21 protein-coding genes and 2 pseudogenes are annotated in these 23396 nt (G+C 50.3%); 18 read left to right on the top strand and 5 right to left on the bottom strand.

Going from position 1 to position 23396, the window contains the following annotated elements:
- Positions 1-73 precede the first annotated feature (73 nt).
- The gene (locus tag ABXG94_RS09985) at positions 74-523 is read left to right on the top strand and encodes a helix-turn-helix domain-containing protein (RefSeq protein WP_353533852.1); all 450 of its coding nucleotides are present in this window, start codon (positions 74-76) and stop codon (positions 521-523) included.
- A gap of 139 nt (positions 524-662) precedes the next feature.
- Here ABXG94_RS09985 and ABXG94_RS09980 read toward each other — a convergent pair whose 3' ends face one another.
- Entirely contained in the window at positions 663-866 is a 204-nt protein-coding gene (locus ABXG94_RS09980; protein WP_353533851.1) for a hypothetical protein, read from the bottom strand.
- 301 nt (positions 867-1167) lie between these two features.
- Between ABXG94_RS09980 and ABXG94_RS09975 the strand changes: the two genes are divergently transcribed.
- The 6 genes from ABXG94_RS09975 (at position 1168) to ABXG94_RS09950 (ending at position 7528) form a co-directional block, all read left to right on the top strand.
- Positions 1168-2139, top strand: a complete 972-nt coding sequence (locus tag ABXG94_RS09975; RefSeq protein ID WP_353533850.1) for a tripartite tricarboxylate transporter substrate binding protein — start codon at positions 1168-1170, stop codon at positions 2137-2139.
- A gap of 54 nt (positions 2140-2193) precedes the next feature.
- Positions 2194-2673, top strand: coding sequence for a tripartite tricarboxylate transporter TctB family protein (locus tag ABXG94_RS09970; protein WP_353533849.1), 480 nt, complete (start codon positions 2194-2196; stop codon positions 2671-2673).
- Positions 2674-2685: 12 nt separating this feature from the next.
- On the top strand, positions 2686-4176 hold the full coding sequence (locus ABXG94_RS09965) for a tripartite tricarboxylate transporter permease (protein ID WP_353533848.1): 1491 nt from the start codon (positions 2686-2688) through the stop codon (positions 4174-4176).
- A gap of 14 nt (positions 4177-4190) precedes the next feature.
- Positions 4191-5681, top strand: coding sequence for a sulfatase family protein (locus tag ABXG94_RS09960; protein ID WP_353533847.1), 1491 nt, complete (start codon positions 4191-4193; stop codon positions 5679-5681).
- Positions 5678-6322 (top strand): 2-hydroxychromene-2-carboxylate isomerase, encoded by a 645-nt coding sequence (locus ABXG94_RS09955; RefSeq protein ID WP_353533846.1) that lies wholly within the window; start codon positions 5678-5680, stop codon positions 6320-6322. Before ABXG94_RS09960 ends, ABXG94_RS09955 begins: the two co-directional genes overlap by 4 nt.
- Before the next feature lie 528 nt (positions 6323-6850).
- Entirely contained in the window at positions 6851-7528 is a 678-nt protein-coding gene (locus ABXG94_RS09950) for a FadR/GntR family transcriptional regulator (protein WP_353533845.1), read from the top strand.
- Here ABXG94_RS09950 and ABXG94_RS09945 read toward each other — a convergent pair.
- Genes ABXG94_RS09945 through ABXG94_RS09935 form a run of 3 tightly spaced genes read right to left on the bottom strand, consistent with a single transcriptional unit; the run spans position 7525 to position 11075 of the window.
- Complete coding sequence (locus tag ABXG94_RS09945) at positions 7525-8421, bottom strand: 2-dehydro-3-deoxygalactonokinase (protein ID WP_353533844.1); 897 nt, start codon at positions 8419-8421, stop codon at positions 7525-7527. The genes ABXG94_RS09950 and ABXG94_RS09945 overlap by 4 nt on opposite strands.
- A gap of 22 nt (positions 8422-8443) precedes the next feature.
- Positions 8444-9394, bottom strand: a complete 951-nt coding sequence (locus ABXG94_RS09940) for a 3-hydroxyacyl-CoA dehydrogenase family protein (protein WP_353533843.1) — start codon at positions 9392-9394, stop codon at positions 8444-8446.
- A gap of 1 nt (position 9395) precedes the next feature.
- Entirely contained in the window at positions 9396-11075 is a 1680-nt protein-coding gene (locus ABXG94_RS09935; protein WP_353533842.1) for a thiamine pyrophosphate-binding protein, read from the bottom strand.
- A gap of 212 nt (positions 11076-11287) precedes the next feature.
- On the opposite strand from ABXG94_RS09935, the gene ABXG94_RS09930 reads away from it, so the two are divergent.
- Together ABXG94_RS09930 and ABXG94_RS09925 are read left to right on the top strand one after the other, a co-directional pair.
- On the top strand, positions 11288-12745 hold the full coding sequence (locus ABXG94_RS09930) for a sulfatase family protein (RefSeq protein ID WP_353533841.1): 1458 nt from the start codon (positions 11288-11290) through the stop codon (positions 12743-12745).
- Entirely contained in the window at positions 12742-13659 is a 918-nt protein-coding gene (locus ABXG94_RS09925) for a formylglycine-generating enzyme family protein (protein ID WP_353533840.1), read from the top strand. Before ABXG94_RS09930 ends, ABXG94_RS09925 begins: the two co-directional genes overlap by 4 nt.
- Positions 13660-13721: 62 nt before the next feature.
- Here ABXG94_RS09925 and ABXG94_RS09920 read toward each other — a convergent pair whose 3' ends face one another.
- Positions 13722-14402 carry a GntR family transcriptional regulator gene (locus ABXG94_RS09920; RefSeq protein WP_353533839.1) on the bottom strand — a complete coding sequence of 227 codons (681 nt, stop codon included), beginning with the start codon at positions 14400-14402 and terminating at the stop codon, positions 13722-13724.
- A 434-nt stretch (positions 14403-14836) separates the two neighbouring features.
- Here ABXG94_RS09920 and ABXG94_RS09915 point away from each other — a divergent pair, with 434 nt between their 5' ends.
- The 9 genes and pseudogenes from ABXG94_RS09915 to ABXG94_RS09875 all read left to right on the top strand — a co-directional run bounded on the left by ABXG94_RS09915 (position 14837) and on the right by ABXG94_RS09875 (position 23057).
- Complete coding sequence (locus ABXG94_RS09915) at positions 14837-15457, top strand: SDR family oxidoreductase (protein WP_502901699.1); 621 nt, start codon at positions 14837-14839, stop codon at positions 15455-15457.
- A 76-nt stretch (positions 15458-15533) separates the two neighbouring features.
- A complete protein-coding gene (locus ABXG94_RS09910; protein WP_353533838.1) occupies positions 15534-16424 on the top strand; it encodes an iron-containing alcohol dehydrogenase in 891 nt (296 codons plus the stop codon).
- On the top strand, positions 16414-16632 hold the full coding sequence (locus tag ABXG94_RS09905) for an aldehyde dehydrogenase family protein (protein WP_353533837.1): 219 nt from the start codon (positions 16414-16416) through the stop codon (positions 16630-16632). Before ABXG94_RS09910 ends, ABXG94_RS09905 begins: the two co-directional genes overlap by 11 nt.
- Positions 16541-17863, top strand: a pseudogene (locus ABXG94_RS09900) (NAD-dependent succinate-semialdehyde dehydrogenase). The gene ABXG94_RS09905 and the pseudogene ABXG94_RS09900 overlap by 92 nt, the downstream one beginning before the upstream one ends.
- An 11-nt stretch (positions 17864-17874) precedes the next feature.
- Complete coding sequence (locus ABXG94_RS09895; protein ID WP_353533836.1) at positions 17875-18645, top strand: 3-hydroxyacyl-CoA dehydrogenase; 771 nt, start codon at positions 17875-17877, stop codon at positions 18643-18645.
- Between the two features lie 221 nt (positions 18646-18866).
- The gene (gene kce, locus ABXG94_RS09890) at positions 18867-19799 is read left to right on the top strand and encodes a 3,5-dioxohexanoate:acetyl-CoA acetone transferase (RefSeq protein WP_353533835.1); all 933 of its coding nucleotides are present in this window, start codon (positions 18867-18869) and stop codon (positions 19797-19799) included.
- A 196-nt stretch (positions 19800-19995) separates the two neighbouring features.
- Positions 19996-21060, top strand: coding sequence for a TRAP transporter substrate-binding protein (locus ABXG94_RS09885; protein WP_353533834.1), 1065 nt, complete (start codon positions 19996-19998; stop codon positions 21058-21060).
- A pseudogene (locus ABXG94_RS09880) lies at positions 21061-21618 on the top strand (TRAP transporter small permease subunit); the annotation flags it as partial.
- 161 nt (positions 21619-21779) lie between these two features.
- Positions 21780-23057 (top strand): TRAP transporter large permease, encoded by a 1278-nt coding sequence (locus ABXG94_RS09875; RefSeq protein ID WP_353533833.1) that lies wholly within the window; start codon positions 21780-21782, stop codon positions 23055-23057.
- The last annotated feature ends 339 nt before the right edge of the window (positions 23058-23396 follow it).

Below are 23396 nucleotides of genomic sequence, written 5' to 3'. Positions count from 1 at the left end.
TAATTTGGAGAATTGGGTTTTGTGGTTTATGTGGTTTGTTAAAGTAATGGCCGAATTTTGCTAAAGGACGTTCATGCCTGACTTTATGCAACGCCGACGCTGGGCTCGTCTGCTTGACCGCTGTGCAGTACGGTTTGCTGATCATTCCGTACCTGAAAGGGGATGGATTGCGACGATGCGGCTTGCGTTGGGCATGTCGGCTGAGCAAGTTGCTACGCGCAAAGGCGTTTCGCGCAACGCCATCTACCAGGCCGAACGCAGCGAAAAAGAAGGGGCAGTGTCCCTTAAGCAGATGGAAAATCTTGCCAGGGCGATGGGCGGTACTTTCGTCTATGCCATAATCCCCGACGCGCCCATCGATCAAATCAAATATGCACAAGCCAAGCGCCGCGCCCAAGCACTTGCCCATGAAGAACCTGGGTATGCAAGTTGGTCCGCAGATGAACAGCAGGACTGGATTGATGACACAACTGCCCAACTGCTCCATGATATGCCTAGCGACTTTTGGGACGATCAGTTTTGAAGGAATGCGACGCGCAGTGGAATTCGTTTTGTTTTTGCGGATTCGTTGCAATCGGCTGTTCGCTAGAAGTGGGTAGAGATCGCAATGTCCACTTGGTGGGCGATAGACACAGCATTGTTGAAGCGATGATTTAGGCCTTTTAGGTTGGACCAATCAAACGCTGATTGTTTTTTGAGGTGAACATACCAAATTCGCGACCTTTGGTTTGTGTTGTGCTGTGGTCAGGCAGCGGCTCTCCCGTCGCGGCTGAAGGATGTTTTGGTCCCAGCATCAGCCCATAATGTGTTGGATCGCTTGTGGCCTTAAACGCTGTCACTTTGTCATGATCCCAGAGAATTTTCATAGTCTTTCTATTATGTTGCGAAATTCTATCAAACGAGCGGCGTCGAGCGCTGACACGTTCTGGCGGATTGAATTCCCGCCCTCCTGCTCAAGGCTTAAATGATTGGATCAGGGCGTGAGGTACTTAATGAAACTGCCCCCAAATGTTACACAAAAAGGAAATTAGGCCCGCTCTAAAATCCCAGCAAGGTGACCGGGCTGGCGTATCGATGGCATTTTTGGACTGGACAAGTTGTATTAAAAATAATATTGGTTGGGCCAATTGTGCGAGTTGCACGATCTCGTCGAGGGAGGACGACTGAATGGAATTTACTAAATTCATCAAACGAAAGACGGTTGGTGCGATAATTGCTTTGGCAATCGCTTCAACTCCAAATTTGGTATTGGCTGATTTCCCCGAGGCTCCGGTGAAGGTGTACGTTGGTTTTAAGCCAGGTGGACGTACTGATACGATTGCCCGCAAGATTTCAAATTATATCAATGAGAAAGACCTTCTTGGTCAGCCCATGATAATCGTGAACAAGCCTGGTGCAGCTTCTGCAAATGCTGCCCGTGAAGTGCTTGCCGCCGGCGGGGACGGCCACACGATTATGCATTGGTCACATGGCATGCTGATTTCCAATTCAATGGGAGTGAACGACATTTCACCAGATGACTTTACGTCACTTGGTTTTACCGGTGGCGGTAGTCCTGTTTGGGCTGTGCGTTCAGACTCTCCGTACGAAACCTTCGATGATCTGGTTAAAGCCCTGCAGGCAGAGCCGGAAAGCTTGGTTGAAGCAGTTGGCATTGGAACCGTGCCGCACCTCGTTGGTGTTCAAGTTGCTAGCGCTGCAGATTTCAAAACACGGTTGATCGGCGCACCAGGTGGTGCTGATCGTTTGGCTCGTTTACTTGGCGGAAATGCTGACATCGCACTATTTGCTGCCACGGAATACTTGAAGTTTGAGCCCAATGGCATTCGTGCACTGGTCTATTTTGGTGCGAACCGCCTGGCGACTTTGCCTAATGTGCCAACCGCATCAGAATTAGGATACGACGTGGTTTGGGCAAACCCGGCATGGTGGTTGGCACCGCCAAATCTCGATGAAGCCGCCGCCGCTAAGCTTCAGTCTGTGCTAAAGACAGCAATAGAAAGCGATGAGATGCAAACCTGGTTCAAAGAGAACTCGCTAGATCCATATTGGACCGAAGGTGATACAGCGTTGAGTGAATCCAGCAAGGTACTTGAGGGTCTGAAAGTTGTCGTCTCTGAAAACGGCATCTCTAAATAGTCAACGTTACCTGCCAGCAGTACTGGCGCTGGCAGGTATTAGCAGGGGATCGAAATGTCATCCAACGCGACCGCAAAGTCTGAAATTGCCTTTGCTATTGTCTTAATCGCCTTTAGTGGTCTGATTTATTTTGGCACCGCTGATTTGCCTCCTCCGAAGTTTGAGCCCCTCGGTTCAGCAGCGTTGCCACGCGCGCTTTCTGGCATCATGGCGTTGCTTTCATTGATCATGATAGGCCGGGCGATATACCAGCTTCAGCGTTCAAAACCTGAAGCGCAACCAAAGCCCAATACGATCAAATCGCACAACATGCTGTCGTTGGTTGTTTTTCTTGCGACTCTTGTTTTTGTAGCGGTGATGGATTTGGGTCTCCTCGGCTTCAACATAGCGGGCATCATCTTTTTGACCATTGTGGCTTGGCTGATGACGCATCGCGATATGCGAAAGCTTCCATGGATTGCCGGATATTCAGTCGTGATGATCACGGCCTGCACATATGTCTTCACAAAATTTTTCTACATCAACCTACCTTAACTGGGGACTAGCATGCAGTTTTTTGACGCACTTTTGTATCTAATGGCACCATTGCCATTTGTGCTCGTTTTCAGCGGCGTTGCGCTTGGGATCGTCGTTGGCTCGATCCCGGGTTTGACAACAACGATGTTGATCACACTGACTTTACCGCTGACATTCTTCATGGACAGTGTGAACGCGATCATGTTGCTCGTAGGGATGTATGTTGGCGGCGTGTCAGGAAGCCAAATTTCAGCAACGTTGTTGCGAATGCCAGGCACCCCATCTTCCATTATGACGACATTTGATGGCTATCCGCTGACCCAACAGGGCAAAGCCGCCCGCGCGTTGGGTTTAGGAATTACAGCCTCATTTGTTGGCGGGATGATCTCGTTTGTTTTCCTTGCTTTGCTTGCGCCACCCTTTGCCAAGTTGGCGATTACATTTGGTCCTTGGGAATACTTCACCATGGTCCTGATGGCGTTGGTAATGCTGTCCAGCCTAAGCCAAGGCTCCTTACTCAAAGGCTTAATTGCCGCTTGTCTTGGTATGTTAATCCATATGCCCGGTATTGACCCTAGCGCGGGAACAACGCGATTGACTTTTGGCTTCACTCCTTTGGAAAGTGGTCTCAGCTTATTGCCCGTTCTAATCGGTGCCTTTGCGGTAAGCCAGATTTTCAAGGATATCATTAAGATAGATGAAATCCCTCCGAAAGCAGAGCTAGAACGCGGCAATATGTTCCTAAGCTTGCACGATATTCGCAAATTCTCGTCCAACTTCATGCGCTCAAGCATCATTGGGACGTGGATTGGTATCTTGCCTGGCATTGGATCAAACATCGCATCTATGCTGTCGTACTCCGCAGCACGCAGCGCGTCAAAAGAACCGGAAAAGTTTGGAACGGGCCATGAACCAGGTGTTGTTGCCGCGGAAACAGCAAACAATGCAGCGGTTGGTGGGGCGCTAATTCCTCTGATTACATTGGGAATTCCGGGATCAGTGGTCGACGCGATTTTAATTGGCGCATTGATTATTCACAATCTCGAGCCAGGGCCATTGTTGTTCATCAACAATCCCGAAATTGCCTATGGCGTAATAGCGGCATATCTCGTCGGGAACATCGTGATGTTTGGCATTATGATGGTTAGCGTGGCCCATATTGCCAAGGTTCTTTATGTGCCACGGGCCTATCTACTTTCGACGATCATTGTGTTCTGTGTGGTTGGTATTTTTGCCGTCGGTAACAGTTTCTTTGATGTGTGGATCATGCTTGGCTTAGGTGTCTTGGGCTTTTGCATGGAGCGGATCAAAATGCCTCTGGGCCCGTTCGTCATCGGATTTGTTCTGGCTCCGATCGCAGAAGAACAGCTCCGGTCTGGCCTGATGTCTACGGGTGGTAGTCTCGAGCCGCTATTCACAAGGCCTTTCGCTGCCAGCTTCTTAGCTATCTCGATCGCGAGTCTGTGTTGGCCATTGGTGAAAACTCTTCTGCAACATCGCGCAACGCGCGCAGCGAACTAACGAGGCGCTAAAAAATGAGCAAGACCGGCGCAGATACCCGTCCAAATATCCTTTGGTTTTGCGCAGATCAGATGCGCTACGATACCATCTCGGCATTGGGAAATGCCGAGATCGAGACACCCAACATTGATCGATTGATGAAGATTGGGACAACTTTCGAAAAATGCTATGTGCAGAACCAGATATGCACGCCGAGTCGCGCAAGTTTTCTGACGGGGCGGTATCCAGCAGCACATCGCGTATATCGCAACGGAAACGCCTATTTCCCAAAGACCGAAAAACTGGTGACTAAGACATTTGCCGAAAACGGTTATGACTGCGGTTTGATCGGCAAGCTACATCTCTCAACGGCCTCTAAATTCGAACAACGCCCTGACGATGGGTATCGGATTTTTGAGTGGTGCCAGAACCCTGGTTGGGAGAAGGTGCCAGGCAGCAACGCATATTGGACATGGCTTCGCGAAAAAGGCGAAGATCCAAGCCAATTGTTCTCTGGAAAACCACCGTATCTTTCTGTTGGTGTTCCAGCAGAGTTGCACCAAATGGCTTGGCTGGCAGAGCGGGCGATCCAATTCATGCAAGAGGATCGGGATGGCCCATGGATGCTGAGTTTGAATCCATTTGATCCGCACCCTCCCTTTAACCCGCCACCAGAAACAATGGATCGCTTTGGAGACGGACAGGATTTGGCCCCACCTCTGTTTCAAGAGACAGATATTGCCCACCAAAAAAGGTTCTTTGATGTTCGGACGCAAAAGCGCGTAGCGGTAAATCCGTTGTTATCGCCAACTGAGCGTGCAGCGCATGTCATTCCCGAAGGGGATAAACGTGGCGCAAAGCCGCCTGACCGCTTTGATGGACTCAAGGTCAAAGCGGCGTACTATGCGATGATCGAAAATCTTGATGCGCAATTTGGCCGAATTCTTGATCACCTCGAAGCTACCGGAGAAATCGATAATACTGTCATCGTATTTACAAGCGACCATGGAGAAATGCTTGGCGATCATGGATTGCTTTACAAAGGTTGTCGCTTTTTTGAAGGGTTAATTCGTGTACCCCTAGTGATGACAGGCCCAGGTATTCCGCGCGATATACGCTCTGAAGTAATGGCGGAAAGCGTTGATATCGCACCAACTTTGCTTTCTTTGGTTGGAATTGAAATCGACAAATCCATCCAAGGTATGTCTTTCACGGATACTGTCTTTGAGGGTGCGGATTTTCACAAAGAAACAGTTGTAACCGACTTCAATGACTCGCTTGGCAGTAGCGAGGTTACGCATGATACGCGCGCTAGCATGACTTGTGACGGGCGATATAAGCTAGTTGTTTATCATTCACATCCTGGCCTTGGCGAACTCTTTGATTTGCAAGAAGATCCCAATGAGTTTCGGTGCCTCTGGGACGATCCGAAATACTCCGAGCTCAAGGCAAAGCTAATTGCGCGTCATTTGGATCGCATGATGGGAACCCTGTCTGCTGGCCCAGAACGGGTGGCTGTCGCATGACGCGAGATTTGCCTTTTTTTGTAACTCTTCGATCACCTTATTCATATTTGGCAACGGATCGGGTGATCGGCCTTGCCAAAAAGCACAGTTTGGATTTGGTCCTCAAGCCAGTTTATCCTTTGGCTATTCGAGAACCACAGTTCTTTTCAAAAGGTAATCCGGCTCTGCTGAACTATCTGCGAACCGACGCGGAACGGACGGCTGCAATGCTGGGTATTCCCTTTGATTGGCCGGCCCCAGATCCGATTGTCCAGAACCTTGAAACAGGCGAGATTGCGCAAGATCAGCCCTACATCCGGCAGCTGACGCGTTTGCTGGCAGCCGCTTGTCGGGCCGGCTTGGGAGTGCAGGTTTATCAAGCTGTTGGCGCCCTTTTGTTTGGCCAAAACGGTAGTTGGACGCGGTCTGGAGCGTTAGAAGCAGCCGTGAAATCGGCAGGAGGCGACTGGTTTAGTCTCAATCAACATGCAAAGGTACATTCTGATCGTTTTGATGAATTGTTGGCCCGAAACGCCCAAGAATTAAAATGCGCTGGGCATTGGGGTACACCAACTTTGCTATTTGAAAACGAAGTTTTTTTTGGACAGGATCGGCTTGAAATGTGCGATTGGTATATCTCAAAATCTTCCTCAGAAATTTGACATCCTATCTAACTGTTTCGATTTGAAACCTTTTGAACTCACACGAAGTTGGCAATCAGCATGGTTTTTGCGAGGTATTGAAAAACAAAGCCGTAAACCAGGCGAATTGCTGATCAAAGTACGTGCCGCGAAACGGAGTGATTAACCTCTTCTAGGTGAGACTGAAATTCGAGGTCCCTAATTGCGGGAGGGGCGATGCCCTGAGTTCATTGCTAAGGCCACCCTCGGGTTTGATTAAGAGCAATCACGCAATAGATTTCAAAATTGACTGTTCAAGAAGGGCTGCTCAGCGGATTGTTCTAGTTTTTGTCTTGTGCATTGATTTCCCTAAGCTGAAATCGGGTATTTGACTGTTCCAATTTCAACAGGTTTTTTGTCCAATTCAATATTTTGGGCGGTCCCCCCCCAAAAAAATCGGACTGTGGTGTATTTGGTTGATCCAAGGTGAATTTTTACAAATGTTAGCGCTCTGTATTGAAAATTGGTTGGCCCAAAAGATACAAGGATAGGAAACGAGGTAAACTGCAGATGTCGGTGAAGACATATCAAAAGCTAGCTGCGACTTTGGAGCAGCAAATTCGCCGCGGTGAATTGAAGCCGATGTCTCGGCTACCTTCCGAACGAGAACTTGCCAAAACGCACGAAGTAAGTCGGACGACTGTTCGCGAAGCATTGATGGCTTTGGAAGCAGGAGGCCTGCTCCAGATCAAGGATCGGTCAGGTGCCTATGTGCAGCCAGTCGTGGATGCTCAATCTGGCTTCCTCTCTAAGTTAGAAAAGCAACCGGGCCCGCATGAAGTCCTTCAAATGCGTAGACTGATTGAAGGCGAATCTTGCTTTTTGGCGGCGCTAAACGGATCAGAAGCAGCCCTACGCGAGATAGCCGAAGCAAATGCGGCCAACGCAGCTGTACCGCCAAATGATACGCCTGAATTTCACGAAGGCACACGGCGTTTTCATATGAGTATCGCGAAGGCATCCGAAAATTCGCTTTTCCATGATTTGCTCGATTTTCTTTGGGAGCAAAAGAGCGGGCCGTTATGGGAGAACTGGTATGGAACAACACGGTCGCGCAAAAATCGTATCACAGTGATCGCGAACAATCAGGAAGTAACCGACGCGATTTTGGCGCGCCGGCCTCAAGCGGCACGAACGTCGATGCAAAGGCACATTGATTGGATGATTTCCAGGTTTCTTAGCTATTAATCCTTAAGCGCATGGTGTGCGCTGTGCAGCTTGGACGCACCTGCGCAAACAGCCTCTGCGCCGTCCAACACCATGGCTGAGATTGCGAATGTACCACAAGCTATTTCATACAGTTTAGCTAAGCCCATCTCAGCAATAATTGCTATTTCGGAGACGCCAAAAGCAGTTTTCATGGCCAATATTTCAGAGCCAATTAAGATTCCTGAAAGGTAACTCGATGCATTGGCTTGGATCGATTTGCAGTTCACTAATGCGCGCGGGCGGACAGAAAATGCAAGGTTTTGGGCACCAAGGCCTGACTTCGCGATCTCTAGGCCTTCGCGAAATCCGGTTTGATCAAACGAAGAACCGGCATCCCTAAGCTGTTCATGCAAAACACTATTGTTTGACAAGAGCTCAAAAAGTTCACCAGTTATACTGGTAGTGATACCGTGAATTAAGTTGTCTTTGAGACTAACCCATTTGGAATGGGTACCCGGCATACATAACAATAGATTGCTTTTCTGTAGCAATCTTAGCGCGCCATAGGCCTGCGTTTCTTCTCCGCGCATCATATCGGTTAAGCCTACTACCGAAGGTGCTGTCACGCCGGGCACAATGTATGCGTCAGTTCCATCCAGTGGGAAAAGTCTTGAGGCATGTTCTGCAATGCTAAGCGGACCGTGCAACATTGGTACATCGCGCCAACCCATGCCGCTACCGATCATGCCTATCAACAGCGCATATTGGCAACAAAATTGAGCTTCGAGTCGCTCCATGATTTCGGTAAATCGCATAGGCAATTGTGATGGTTCAGAGAACTTAACCCCAAGAGGCCATTCTTTGCGCTCTAATATTTTCCCACTTGCCTCAACAACGTAAACGCGCAAATTCGATGTGCCCCAATCAAACACGGCCAAAGGCCAATGCGGTGTATTAGATTTGATCATCGTCGTCCCGCATGGCTTGTTTTATTTTTACAAGTTTCCTGTCTCGGCGGGTTAGGTAGGTCGCACTATCTGCATCGGAATAGTTATAGAAACCATGACCTGATAAGACCCCACTTGCGCCCTCCGACAAAAGCTCCTTCAAACGTTGTGTGGCTGTAGGCTGGCTAGGCGGCGTGTACAATCCAGCCACATGAATGTCGTGAACCACTTGAAGGCCTGTATAATCAATTTTTTTGAATTGCCCCATGACAGATAATCTTTGGGCTAATCCATAGCGCACCGCATCATCGATATCAGCGACGCTCGCGACACCTGCATCAAGCAATCGAAAAACTTCACTTTCAATTGCCATCTGTACGTTGTTTGCGATGTAGCCTGGTACGAATTTTTTAAGGATGACCGGTTTTTTCCCCATGCGTTCAAGAAATTGCTTCATTTCTCGAGCAATCCGAAACGGCGTATCCGGAGCGGGGACCACATCTACCAGATCAATCAAATAAGGTGGCGTATACCAATGTACAATTAGGCTTCGCTCTTTGAGGATACTAGGCAGCAATGGAAACACATCAAGAAACGATGTGTTGCTTGCCAAAACACAAGTTTTTGGCATTAAAGGCGCGACTTGTTGGTAGAAAGCTTTTTTGACCTCGGCGTCTTCGACAATGGCCTCTACCAAAAGGTCCGCATGTTCAAGCGCCCTGCCAATATCTGCCTGATACTCTATTCGTCGGAGAATCGCTTTGGTGTCCGAGGCTTTGATTAATCCAAGAGTCTCAATCTCATGGATTAATGAATCGATACGCGTGCCGGCCCATTCGAGCTGAGCAGTGGACAGGTCAGTCAATGTGACTTGGCATCCCCCGATCGCGTGTACAAGAGCGATGGCATGACCCATCGTTCCTGCACCTGCGACGGTGACGTTTGAAAATGCTGTCATCTTAAAGAACCCAAGCTGGCTCAGGGTTGCTGTCAGGGTCGGTGACAACATCTATGATCACAGGTTCTTTCAACGCGATGGCTTTTTCGATTGTGGGGCGAATATCTTCGGCTTTTTCAACGCGGAACGATGTGATTCCATAAATTTTTGCCATTTCGGCAAAGTTGGTTTTCTTGAATTCCACCAGATCGCCCAGGTTGCCGTCGCGGTTTTCATACAGCTTTTTCACGCTGCGCAATCCTTGGCCCAAAGCTGAGTTGTTGTTGATCACAACAACAAGCGGCACGTTCCAGCGGCGCATCGTTTCCAATTCACCGATGTGATAGTAAAACGCGCCATCGCCGGTGAAACACACGACTGGTCTGTCCAGGGCCCCCATTTGCGCGCCGATAGCGGCAGGAAAGGCCCATCCCAAGGAGCCAGCGGCGCGCAGATAGGTTTGGTCGGCGCCGTTGAAGCCAGTGTACTGTGCAGTCCATGTGGCAGAAAATCCGGTGTCGGCAACTACAACGCCGTTTTTGGGAAGAGCTTCTCCAAGCTCAAAGGCCAAGCGCGGGGCAGGGATCAATTCGGCTTCTTCATGGGCGTTTGCCAAAGAGCCGGCGAGCCAATCGCGCGCCGCCGATGTGCATTGTGTCAGCCAACCGTTTGCAAGCACAGGTTCCGCATTGCCAGCAAGCGCCAAACAGGTCTTGTTGAGATCGCCACACAGCCCCAAAACATTTGGGTAACCGCGGCCCAGCTCGGCGGCATCGGTGTCAATTTGGATGATTTTTGTTCCGGCCGAGGGGATTGTCCAGTCACAGCTGATCTGGTCCCCCATGTGGCAGCCCACATAGATCACCAAATCAGATTGTGCCAAATGCTTGTTGGCGTAGGGTGCGGAATAGGTGCCAACAACGCCAAAATGATTTGGATGCGAGGTTTCAACCACAGATCGGCCGCCAACAGAGGTTGCGATCGGAATGCCGCAGGTGTCGGCCAGCGCTTTGATGCCTTCACCTGCTTTCGCGTATAGGCTGCTAACACCGCATACCAACATCGGGCGTTTGGCCTCGGCCAGAAGTTTGAGGGCTCGTTTTAGAGCTGTCGCATCCGGCAGAGCAGAGACGCTGCGCCCTGATGCGGGAAAGTTCAAAAGGGCTTTGTCACCTGCAAAAGTTGCCTCTTCAACCTTGTCGCCTTTCAGGCCATCCAAATCCAGATGGACCGGACGCTGGGTATTGGTGCGACTGGCGCGCAGGGCATTTCCCAGCATGCGCGGCAATTCTTCGACCGTGCGAACCTGTGCTGAATAGCTTGTGACCGAGCTGTACATCGGGCCATGGGCAACTTCTTGATAGGCATTGCGATCAAGGTGCGTGTCTGCTTTGCGGCCTGTCAGCGCCAACATTGGCACGCGGTCTAGATACCCGTCTTGCAGGCCGGCGGCCAAATTGGCTGCACCAACGGCCTGGGCCATGCAAATACCGGTCTTGCCGGAAATGCGCGCATAGCCGTCAGCCATATAGGCGGCGGCTTTTTCGCTGTGGGCAAGAACCCGAGTGATGCCGCGTTCCTCTAAACGCAAAAGCGTGTGACGCAGGACCGCATCAACGAAGAAGATTGTATCAACCTTTTCTTCGTGTTGGATCGTGTCCGCAATGATGTCTGCGCCGGTTGTGGATGGTGAGCTTGTCATGTGGTGTTCCTGAAGTTTCAGAGGGCCAGTGGGGACGGGAATTGGACTCTGGTCTAATCCAAAAATCTAAATTGGTCTAGCCAAAAAGTTAAAAAACTAATTTTGGACTGGACAAACCGGTCTGGCTGTACTTAAATTGGACTAACCAAAATGACCCAGCGTTTGGCCGCGCCAAGCCTGCGGTTATGCAAAAATAGATGTTGGAGAAAACTGTGAGTGCGACAGAAGACTTGCCAAATTCAGACGATAGGCCAAATATTCTTTTGATCATCACAGATCAGCAGCGGTTTGATACCATCGCCGCACATGGCCATCCACATATGCACACGCCAAATTTGGATCGCCTCGCTAACGAGGGTGTTTCATTTTCACAATGCCACATCACCGCTGCGAGCTGTGTCCCAAGCCGCGCAAGTCTATTCACGGGATACTACCCTCACACAACCGGTGTTTTGGAAAACGAACAAGACTGGCAAACGACTTGGGTGCAAGATCTAAAGAGCTCTGGCTATACCTGCGTTAACGTTGGCAAAATGCACACAAATCCATTCACCGCCGAAGCTGGTTTTAGCGAACGCTACAATGTTGAAAATAAAGACCGTTACCTTCAAGGGCGTTGGTATTTTGACGAATGGGACAAAGCACTTGCTTCCCATGGTCTAGTTAAGCAACAGCGAGAGCATTACCGAAATCGGGATGATTATGGCACGCGCTTAGGTGCATTTGAATGGGAACTTCCTGAAGAGCTGCATTCGGATATGTTCGTTGGTAACTTCACCAAATGGTGGCTTGACACAAAACCCAAATCATCACCTTTGTTCATGCAGGTTGGTTTTCCGGGGCCACACCCGCCCTATGATCCCTCGCAGCGATTCATCGAAAAGTATGAAAATCGCGAAGACATTCCGATGCCAATCGTAACGGACGAAGATCTCGCAAGTCAGCCGTCTTATATGGAAGAGAAGCGCGTTCATGATTCAAAGGTGGATCATGATTCCGTAATCTGGAATTTGGATCGCAGTAAAGAAGACGAACGTCGCATGCGGGCTTATTATTACGCCAACGTCACCATGATTGACGAATGTGTCGGGAATATAATGGAGTCGTTGGATCGGAATGACTACCTAGACAACACGGTTGTCATATTCACATCAGACCATGGTGACTGTCTGGGTGATCACGGCCTGTCGCAAAAATGGTCAATGTATGATGTCGTGACCCGTGTCCCTATGATTATTTGGTCGCCCAACAAGTTCAAGGGTGGACGTACTGTTGATGATCTTTGTCAGCTGTTTGATCTCGGCCCAACGATCTTGGAATTGGCCGGCCTTACTCCGAGCAGCGACATGGAAGCCGAAAGTCTGCTGCCAATCCTAAAAGGCCAAGAATGGACCGCGCGGGATCATGTGTTCTGCGAGCAAGCGGGCGATATGGTCATTACTGGAGCGGACTTTATCACCATGGTGCGTAGCAAAAAGTGGAAGCTGGTCCATCTGATGGGGTCGGCCGAAGGTCAGCTCTTTGATCTGGAAGCTGACCCAAATGAGCTGACCAACCTTTGGCTGAATGCTGACCACAGCTCTATAAAGCAAGAGCTGAAAGAAACGCTTCTAGAATGGTTGATTGCCAGCAATTACAAAACGCGAGACCGAACGGCTGCGTTTAGATGAAGGATCAGCCGGACATAATCAAAGTTTGCTGTATTCCCAAGCGGGAAGGCGAAGCGCCAAAACGTTCAGCAGGTTCGGCACCAATTGCTGCCACATGCAGCCAAACATGGAAGTCGCGCACTGTTTCAATATCGGGCGGCACGTCGCATGTTGGGACGGACCTACCGGTCATTCGCGTTGACGAGGAAGGCCCCCGGAAACCAGTTTACCTAAAGCCCTTTCGGATTGATCCCTTTACGGTGACCAATCGGTGGTTTTCTGAATTCATCAACGACACCGATTATCAAACTGATGCGGAACGTTATGGTTGGTCGCTGGTCTTCTTTGATTTCGCTGATCCCAATATCCAATACCGCCGTGTGGCGGCCACTCCTTGGTGGTGCCAAGTACATGGTGCAAATTGGAAACACCCCGATGGCCCCAAATCAAACATTAACGCTCGCTTAGATCACCCAGTAACACATGTGTCTTGGAATGACGCTTTAGCCTTCGCCAAATGGGCAAAGGGCGTGCTTCCTAGCGAGGCGGAATGGGAAACAGCTGCGCGTGCCGGCAATCCGAATGCAATCTACCCTTGGGGCGATCAAGAACCAACAGATGACGTGCCGCTATGCAACATCTGGCAGGGGACATTTCCCGAGAATAATACAGGCCAAGACGGCTTTTTGGGAACCGCTCCGGTAGACAGTTTTCCTGCGAATGGCTTTGGCCTTCACAACATGAGCGGCAATGTTTGGGAGTGGTGCCTGGGCGGTGAAGGCGAACATCCTTCAGAAGATGCGCCGCGCCTTTTAAAGGGCGGTTCATTCATGTGTCACAAATCTTATTGCTACCGGTATCGCATAGCGGCACGAACTTTCGCAGGTGCTTCGACATCGTCGTCGCACGTTGGATTTCGCCTGATCTCAAGCTGAAATCCGTCTCTTAGCAACTCACATCCTGTAAAAGGGGGAAACAGAAAAGAACAAAGAGGGTTCTAAAAGTGCGGTTCTAGGCGCTTATAGGACGCTTCGATATGGCGGCGCATCGCATCACTTGCCGATTGCCCTACACCGGATTTGATTGCTTCCAAAATTGCACGATGCTCATGGTTGGCATCATCGGTAACAGATCTATGAAAATATAGTCTAAACAGGTGGTTATGCACGTTCAAACGTTGAATGGCGTCAAGCGCAACACGATTTCCGGCTTGCGTAAGAATCAGTTCGTGGAACGTGTTGTCCTTCGCCGCAAACCTACCGTAATTGCCCAAGCTACTATCAGCCGAAATCGCCTCCATGTCCTGTGCAAGCTTTTCAAGAGCGTCTGCGTGTGGCGCATTCGTCTTTTCGGCCGCTAATCCAGCGGCTTGCGGTTCAATCATCAGCCGAAAGGCAAAGATGTCGTTCAATTCGCTTGCGTCTGGGAGGGAGGGGGTACTGTAGCCAACGTTAAGCTCTCGTTCCACCAGGCCTTGTGTTTGAAGGCGCACCAATGCTTGACGGATCGGTGTCTGGGATACGTTTAGTTCGCGCACCAAGGCGTCAACAGACAGGCGGCTACCCGGTGGCATTCTTGGCGATGTGTTCAGATTGAGCAGGAGATCATAGACTTGATCGGCTAGGGGTTTTGGTTTCCCAACCTGCTTTAGCTTTGTTTTGCTCGACTGTTTCGCCATTGGTTTTTATGTCCAAATTCGTTTGTAATGAAAGTTTCTTGACCGAGTCAAAATTTACTTTTGATCGTAGGTCAGGTCAAATTCGATCGGATCGGATATCGTAAATATAGCGAATACCAGTACACGCGAAGATGTAGGGTGCCGTCAGAACGGCACAATTCATTGAACTGCAAAAAAAGCCTTTAGGGAGGGGCGAATGACCGGGAATGCAAAGCCAATCGGTGCAGATGCATCGTGCGGTGTCACCGTATTCTAGGCAATTCGATCTGTAAGAAATGAACGATAAGAAAACTGCGAATGACACTCTTAAGGACGCGACGGTTGTCCTGATCACTGGTGGCAGCCGAGGAGTTGGCGCAGCGACGGCATAATAGCCGCGGAAAACGGTTACGACGTTGCAATCAATTATGCCGGTAACCTAGCGGCCGCAGAAGCTGTCGCTGCTGAGATACAATCACAAGACCGACGCGCTAATGATCCAAGCAGATGTCTATGTCGAAGCGGATGTGATGGCAATGTTCGCAGCGATTGATACAGAATTTGGTCGCCTTGACGCATTGGTCAATAACGCAGGCGTAGTCGACCTAGTGAGGAAAATTCAGAGCATGTCTGCTCAAAGAATGCGTCGCGTCTTTGACGTTAATATTCTTGGCTCCTTTATGTGTGCTCGAGAAGCGGTGCTTCGCATGACTGTCTCAAATGGTGGGCAGAGTGGTTCCATCATCAACCTCTCTTCCGTCGCGGCACGCTTGGGCGGCGCGAATACGCAAGTTGACTATGCTGCCTCCAAGGGGGCCATCGACGTCATGACAAAGGGTCTTGCTCAAGAAGTCGGTGGCGAAGGTATTCACGTCAATGCTGTCCGCCCAGGTATGATTGAAACTGATATCCATGCTTCTCTGGGCAACCCTGATCGTATTAAGGGCCTCTTGCACACGGTTCCGATGGGACGTTTCGGAACCGTTGACGAAGTCGCAAACGTCATCTGGTGGCTCATGTCCGTCGACGCTTCCTACGTGCACGATACCATTATCGACGTAGGCGGAGGGCGCTAGCCCGTCTTGAACACATCGCATTTGAACAAAATAACCCGCGGGCATCAGGTCCGCACTCAATGAGAAAGAGAATTTGATGAGCAATTCACTAGGTATAATGCGCGCGCCAGACTCTGTGTTGTTCGGGGCCAAACAGCGTCACGCCTTGGGAAAAGTTGCCCGTCAATTTGGTCCATCTACACTAATTTGCACAGACGAGCGTTTCGCTGAAAGCGCAGAGATGCAAGATCTTCTCAGATCGCTCTTCGATGCTAAAGTAACCCCACAAGTTTTCACGAGGACGGAGCCAGAACTTCCAATCGAGAGCATCGTTGATTGCCAAAAGACCTATGGTCACCATAGTCCTGACAGCATCATCGGTGTTGGAGGGGGCAGTTGTTTGGATATGGCCAAATTTGTGTCTCTATTGATGACACACGGCGGCGATCTGTCTGACTATTACGGTGAATTTAAGGTCCGCGGTCCGATCATCCCCGTGATCGCGATCCCAACAACTGCCGGAACTGGATCCGAGGTAACACCAGTTGCCGTTGTTGCCGACAACATGCGTGATCTGAAAGTTGGCGTTTCCAGCCCGTACATGATCCCACAAGTCGCGATCTGTGACCCAGAACTGACGTTGACTTGCCCTCCGGGTTTGACCGCAGTTGCTGGTGCCGATGCGTTGACCCACGCGATTGAAGCCTTCACCGCCAAGGCGATGGGTGCCTCGGATACCGATACCGAAACTCTGGCCAAAGATGCCATTCGTCGTATCCGCGATCTTTTTGCTGAAATCCGTATACCAGAGACCCTGGCCGACCTTGGTTTGGGCCAAGATAAACTTGATTGGGTTGCGTCTCAATCGATGTCAGCCGCGCGTCTCATCAACAACAATCCTCGCAAACTTGAACTTGCAGGTGTCACAGAAATCGTGACTGCCGCGTTTCACGGAACAACCAATCAGGAAATCGAAAATGCCGTTTGAATCTGCAAACCTCCCAACCAATTTGTTCATCGATGGTCAATGGGTCGAATGCTCTGAAGGCGGCCGCATCGATGTGATGAACCCGTCCAACAACGAAAAACTTGCCGACGTTGCGGATGCCTCCATCAGCGATGGCATGGCAGCGGTTGAGGCCGCGTCAGCAGCTGCAGATGCTTGGAAAAAAAACAACAGCGCGTTATCGTTCTGACATCCTGCGCCGTTGCTATGACTTAATGCTGCGGGATGCAGAATATCTGGCACAGCTGATTTCTTTGGAAAATGGCAAAGCGTTGGTTGATGCCCGAGGCGAGGTTTCTTATGCCGCTGAATTCTTCCGTTGGTATGCAGAAGAAGCCGTTCGCAACATCGGCGATATCAGCACCGCTCCTGTAACTGGTGCGCGGATTGTTGTTCAACATCAACCTGTTGGTATTGCGCTTTTGGTCACACCGTGGAATTTCCCTGCGGCTATGGCGACACGTAAGATCGGGCCAGCTTTGGCTGCCGGTTGCACATGTATCTTAAAGCCAGCGACCGAAACCCCGCTGACCGCCTACGCAGTTGCTGCTTTGCTTGCCGAAGCGGGTGTGCCCAACGGTGTTGTCAACGTTGTGACAACATCCAAAACCGGCAAAGTTGTCAGCGCCATTATGAATGACGACCGGGTTCGCAAGATTTCCTTTACGGGTTCCACAGCAGTTGGTCGTATCTTGCTGAAGAAAGCGGCTGAGTCCGTCATGAATTCCTCTATGGAACTGGGAGGCAACGCACCATTCGTGGTCTTTGATGACGCAGACATCGACAAAGCCATCGACGGCTTGATGATTGCCAAAATGCGCAACGGTGGCGAAGCCTGTACCGTAGCCAATCGCATCTATGTGCAAAAAGGAATTCATGACGAATTCGCAAAACGTGTAACCGAACGTATGGCTGCACTGAAGGTGGATGATGGCGCCAAAGAAGATACACAATGTGGTCCGCTGGTGAATGCCGATGCTGTCACGCGCGTAAACGGTTTAGTCGAAAATGCAGTTGCCGGTGGCGCGAAAATCCTGACAGGTGGCATCCCACTTGAGCGCAACGGTTGCTTCTTCCCGCCAACTGTTTTGTCCAATGTTTCAGCCGATGCCGAAATGATGAACGACGAAATCTTCGGCCCGATCGTGCCGATTGCGTCCTTTGACACCGAAGCCCAAGGCATCGCTGCTGCAAACAGAACCGAATATGGCTTGGTTGCTTATGTTTACACCCAAGATTTATCACGCGGTATGCGTGTTTCTGAGGCGATTTAGGCTGGCATGACTGCCTTGAACCGCGGCCTTGGCTCTGACCCAGCGGCTCCATTTGGCGGGGTAAAACAATCCGGCCTAGGCCGCGAAGGTGCGCACCACGGCATGCTGGAATACATGGAACAGAAATACATTTCGGTTGAGTGGTGAGCTTGGTCAAAATGAACATGACATCCCCACATAAGACCAAACAAAAAGTCGGGATCATCGGCGTAGGCCTCATCGGTCGCGCGTGGGCAAATGTATTTGCACGCGCGGGTTGGGAGGTCGCGTTTTGGGACGAAAACGCAGAAGCCCTCGAAGGTGCCCCCGCCCTTGTCCGTGACTCATTGTATGAGTTGGCAGAGCCTGGATTGGTCAAAGATCCCGAGGCCAGTAGCGCATCTGTTCGCGCGGGGATTTCCTTGGATGACGCTGTAAAAGGAGCAGATTTCATTCAAGAAAATGCTCCCGAGCGGATCGACATCAAACTTACGCTGTTCAAACGCCTTGATGAACTGGCAGCCCCTCACACAATTTTGGCCTCTTCTGCATCAGCATTGGTTGCCTCGCGCTTTACCGAAGAGCTCCCTGGTCGCGCGCGTTGTGTGATTGGGCATCCCGTGAATCCGCCGCATGTGATCCCCGTGGTTGAAATTTGTGGGGCACCATGGACCGATCCAGACGTGCTTGCGCGAACAAAAGTGATCTACGACTCCATCGGCCAGAAAACTGTTGAAGTCAAAAAAGAAATCGACGGATTTATCCTGAACCGCATGCAGGCCGTTCTACTGGCTGAAGCCTTTCGTCTGGTGGGTGAGGGATACGTGTCTGCTGCGGATCTCGACAAAACAATCAAAGACGAGTTGGGCCGTCGTTGGTCCTTTATGGGGCCAATGGAGACAATCGAACTCAATGCTCCGTGCGGGATCGCCGATTACTGCGATCGCTAAAGCTACATGTTGTTCGGCCTGTCCAAAACCCCAGTCGATCAAGACATCTGGGGACCCGAAAATTGCCAACGTGTAGCAGACAGTTGGGGCGAAACACCGACCCAAGAATACGTGACACAGAAAAGCATCTAGCGCGACGAGGGTCTGGGCGCTCTTGCCGCCCATTTGCAACAAGCCGACAGCTTTCGCGCCCCAGAGCAGAAAATCAAGGACTCTCAGTCATGAGCACACCAAACAAATTCATCATCACCTGCGCTGTAACCGGGTCAATCCACACGCCATCTATGTCACCTTACCTGCCAGTGACGGGCCCAGAGATTGCAAAAGCAGCAATTGAGGCCGCCGAAGCAGGGGCCGCGGTTGTACACCTTCACGCGCGGAACCCAGTTGACGGCGAGCCTGATCAAAGCGTTGAGGCATACGAGCCATTTCTAGGAACCATCAAGCAAGCCACTGATGCTGTCGTCAACCTCACAACTGGCGGTGCGATGACAATGACAGTCGAAGAACGCGCAAAACCAGCGATTGTTTTCAAGCCTGAAGTCGCTTCATTGAACATGGGCACCATGAACTTTGGTTTGTTCCCAATGCTCGACCGTTTCCCAGATCTAAAGCACGCCTGGGAACGTAAGTACCTCGAAGGCTCTCGATATTCCTTCTTCCGCAACACCTTTGCTGATATGGAATTCATCTTGACCGAATGCGCCAACAACGGCACGCGGTTTGAAATCGAATGCTATGACATCGGCCACCTGTATACGCTCGCGAACCTAGCAGATCGCGGCTTCATCAAGCCGCCATTCTTCGTCCAATCGGTATTTGGCATCTTGGGCGGAATCGGCGGACATGAAGAAGACATCATGCACATGAAACGCACTGCCGATCGCTTGTTTGGTGATCAGTACTGCTGGTCTGTATTGGGCTGTGGTCGCAACCAAATGCGCATTGCATCCGTTGCAGCATCTATGGGCGGCAATGTTCGCGTGGGCCTTGAAGACTCTCTCTGGGCCGGCCCAGGAAAACTGGCAAAAAGCAGCGCGGAACAGGTGAAAATCGTACGCGGTATCCTAGAAGGTCAGGGCCTCGAAATCGCGACACCTGCGGAAGCCCGCGAAATTTTGGATCTGAAAGGTGGCGAAAAAGTCGCCTTTTGAACCACACAAAATTCATGACCCCACCTGCGGGCTATTTCAATGGGATACCCCACCGATTGCACCCAATTTGCGCATCAAGAAAACCACCAGGAGGGTGGAATTGTAGCGAATAGTCGGATGTTGGTTTCCTGAATTGACGTGAATGCCGCCTTTTTAATTGGGCAAAACGACTGTGAAGAAAGACAATGGAGGATTTATGTTTATCACCACTAAAAGCAAACTACTGTCTCTTACAACGATCGTTGGCGTTGCCAGCATGGCAATGGTTTCTACCGCAACTGCGGAATCACGCAAAATCGATGTTGCAAGCGTGTTCGGCACAAGTAACTACTTGGGCCAGCATGCTGAAGCGATTGCAGCTGATATCAAATCGATTTCGGGCGGCGCAATCGATATGAAGATCCACAACCCTGGCGATCTTGTTCCACCACTCGAAGTATTCAACGCGGTGTCTTCCGGCGCGGTTGAAGTTGGCTTTGATTGGATTGGATATTGGGCCGGAACAATCCCGGTCGTGAGCCTTTTTGGCGGTTTGCCATTTGGCCCAAACGCCGAAGTATTCAATACTTGGGTATTTGGTGGCGGCGGTAAAGAACTGCTGAACGAAGCTTACGCGCCATATGGTGTTCACGCGGTTCCCTGCATGATTTCGCCACCTGAAACAGGCGGCTGGTACAGCAAAGAAATCACTGGCCCAGAAGATTTTGATGGCCTGTCCATCCGCATCGCTGGTTTTGGCGCAAAAGTTCTAAACAAATTGGGTGCCTCTACACAATTGATCCCAGGAGGCGAAATCTATCTGGCTCTAGAACGCGGCCGTGTCGAAGCAGCAGAATTCGCGACACCTATGATCGACATCGCGATGGGTTTTGACGAGGTAGTAGACCACTACCATTTTCCAGGTTGGCATCAGCGCGCAAACTGGAACTCTCTGCTGTTTAACAAAGCGGTCTGGGACGAGTTGAGCGAAGACAACCACGTTCAGGTTGAAACAGCATGCCGCGCAAACATCCAGCGAGCTCTGTCTGATCACATGCCTCTTCAAGCAGCGGCGATGGAAACATTCCGTGAAAAGGGTGTTCAATTCCACCGCTTCCCGGATTCTGTTCTGGCCGAGCTAAGCTCTGCTTGGGACGAGGTTCGCGAAGAAGAGTTTGCAGACAAGCCTATGTTGGCAAAAGCATTTGCCTCTCTGAAAGAGCATCAAGCGATGTTTGAAACTTGGGACGACCTTCAAAGCCTAAAGTTTGAGGTTAAGTAAATGCAACAAACCGGTTCTGCGTCTTTAAGTGTACGCGGCGCGGTCCTTTGCGCAACTCTAGCCCGACCTTTGGTTGGGCTAGGATTCTTCGTTGGGCGTACCACCAGTTGGCTCGTGCTATTTGTGATGTTGTCCGTCTTGGCCACCGTTTTGATGAATGCCCTTGGTATCAATGAACTTGGCCGTTGGGAAAACAATGTTTTGCTCTTTGGTAAGGCCGTCACCATCAACAGTATGACCGAACTACAATGGCATGTTTTTGGTGTCTTAACTTTATTTGGTAGCACATACGCATTGCACAAAGACACACATGTGCGCGTCGACCTTGTGTATCACAACTTAACGCCACGTGGCCGCGCTATCGTTGATATTGTTGGGCACGTCGTATTTCTGATCCCATTCTGCCTGATTATTGCTTGGCTGTCTCAACACTTTGTTCGCATTTCATACATGTCGGGCGAAGCGTCGAACTATGGCGGATTGACAGATCGTTATCTAATCAAGGCAATGATGCCGATTGGCCTCGTTTTCCTTGCCGTCGGAGCAGTCGGCCAAGTGCTTCAAAAACTGGCCGTTGTTCTTGATCCCGAAAACCACAGCTCAGCCTCCGTGGCAGACCGAATTCCCGGAGCTCTCGCATTATCGATTTCATTCAAGAATACCATTTGGCTATCATCATGGTCGTGTCGCTGCTTCTGGGCATATTTTCAGGATATCCCGTGGCATTCATTCTTGGCGGCCTTGGTATTCTGTTTTCCTTTATCGCAGGCATCCCTATGGCGTTCCTGGGCACGGTGGGTTCACGGATCTTTGGAGGTGTTATTGAAAACTGGCTGTTCCTCGCGATCCCGCTCTTTGTTTTTATGGGGCTAGCCCTTGAAAAGTCAGGTGTCGCCAAAAACTTGTTGCTAACGTTGCAGCGTCTGTTTGGGCGTACGCCCGGAGGTCTGGCCATTTCTGTGGCGATCCTTGGTGTTGTCATGGCAGCTTCGACCGGGATTATCGGTGCTTCTGTTGTTATGCTGGGGCTCCTGTCTTTGCCGGTTATGCTTAAGCAGGGCTATCGCCCTGAAATGGCATGGGGAGTAATTGCAGCATCCGGAACACTTGGGATCCTGATTCCACCATCGATCATACTTGTGATTATGGGGTCAATTCTTCAGATTTCAGTGGGTGCGCTATTCAAAGCGGCCATCATTCCAGGCTTGATGTTGGGTGGCCTTTATATTGCCTATATCTTTATCACGGCTTCCCTAAAGCCAGCGTGGGCGCCACCTGCTGACATGGATGACGAAAACGCAGATAATACTCCTTTGGTATTTGCCTTACTGCGAGATCTTTTGGGCCCTGTTTTCCTTATTGCCGCGGTGCTTGGATCAATCATGATGGGTATTGCAACGCCAACCGAAGCGGCAGCCATCGGCGCCGCGGGTAGCTTGGTGCTCGCCGCTGCCGCCCGTCAGTTGACGATGAAAAATCTGCGCTCGGTAGTGCGCAGCACCTCTGATACATCTGCGATGATCTTGTTTGTGGTTATCGGTGCAACCTGCTTCTCTGTTGTTTTTAAGCGTCTCGGTGGAGACACAATGATAGAAGAAATAATAACAGGTACAGGTCTCGGCCCTTACGGCTTGCTCATGCTCTTGATGGGATTGATCTTTGTTTTGGGGTTTTTCCTAGAGTTGGTCGAGATTAGCTTTGTCATCCTGCCACTTGTCATCCCTGTCGTAGAAACACTTCAGTTCGGCAACGGCTTGTCCGGTCAACCGTTGATGGTTTGGTTTGCAATTTTGGTCGCGATCAACCTTCAGACCAGTTTTTTGACACCACCATTTGGCTATGCACTTTTCTATCTAAAAGGTATCACCAAGGGGCAAATTAGCATCGGGACTATCTACCGTTCCATTTTGCCTTTCGTTGGTCTGCAGGTTTTCGGATTACTCCTATGTTTCTTGCTGCCGCAGATCGTACTCTGGTTGCCAGGTATGATGCCCTAACAGTTCATTCTGTGCTTGTGTTGGCAGATAAATTAAAAGTTTACCTGCCAACACGAATTCTTCAATTGGTCATTTTTTTGGAAAAACAGGCTCACGAAGTGACACAACGATTGGCGAATTTATCATTTAAAGGTGCCAAGGGTATTGCGCGCAAATGTGTGTGTTAGCGCTGCAAGACACGCGTATGGTTCTTCTAAGTGCACTTTCCAAGACCTGAATTCCCGTCAGGTCGCTGGTTTGTCTGTTGACAGCTGGATGAAACGGGACCCTGCAATTTACACACCGAAAATGTCGCTTACTTTCTGAGTTTGTCAGAGGCAATCTTCCTACCAAATTGTT

This window comes from Cognatishimia sp. WU-CL00825, assembly GCF_040364665.1.
Classification (GTDB): Bacteria; Pseudomonadota; Alphaproteobacteria; order Rhodobacterales; family Rhodobacteraceae; genus Cognatishimia.
The sequence above is the reverse complement of the archived record's forward strand: the minus strand, read 5'-3'. Positions and strand labels throughout refer to the sequence as shown.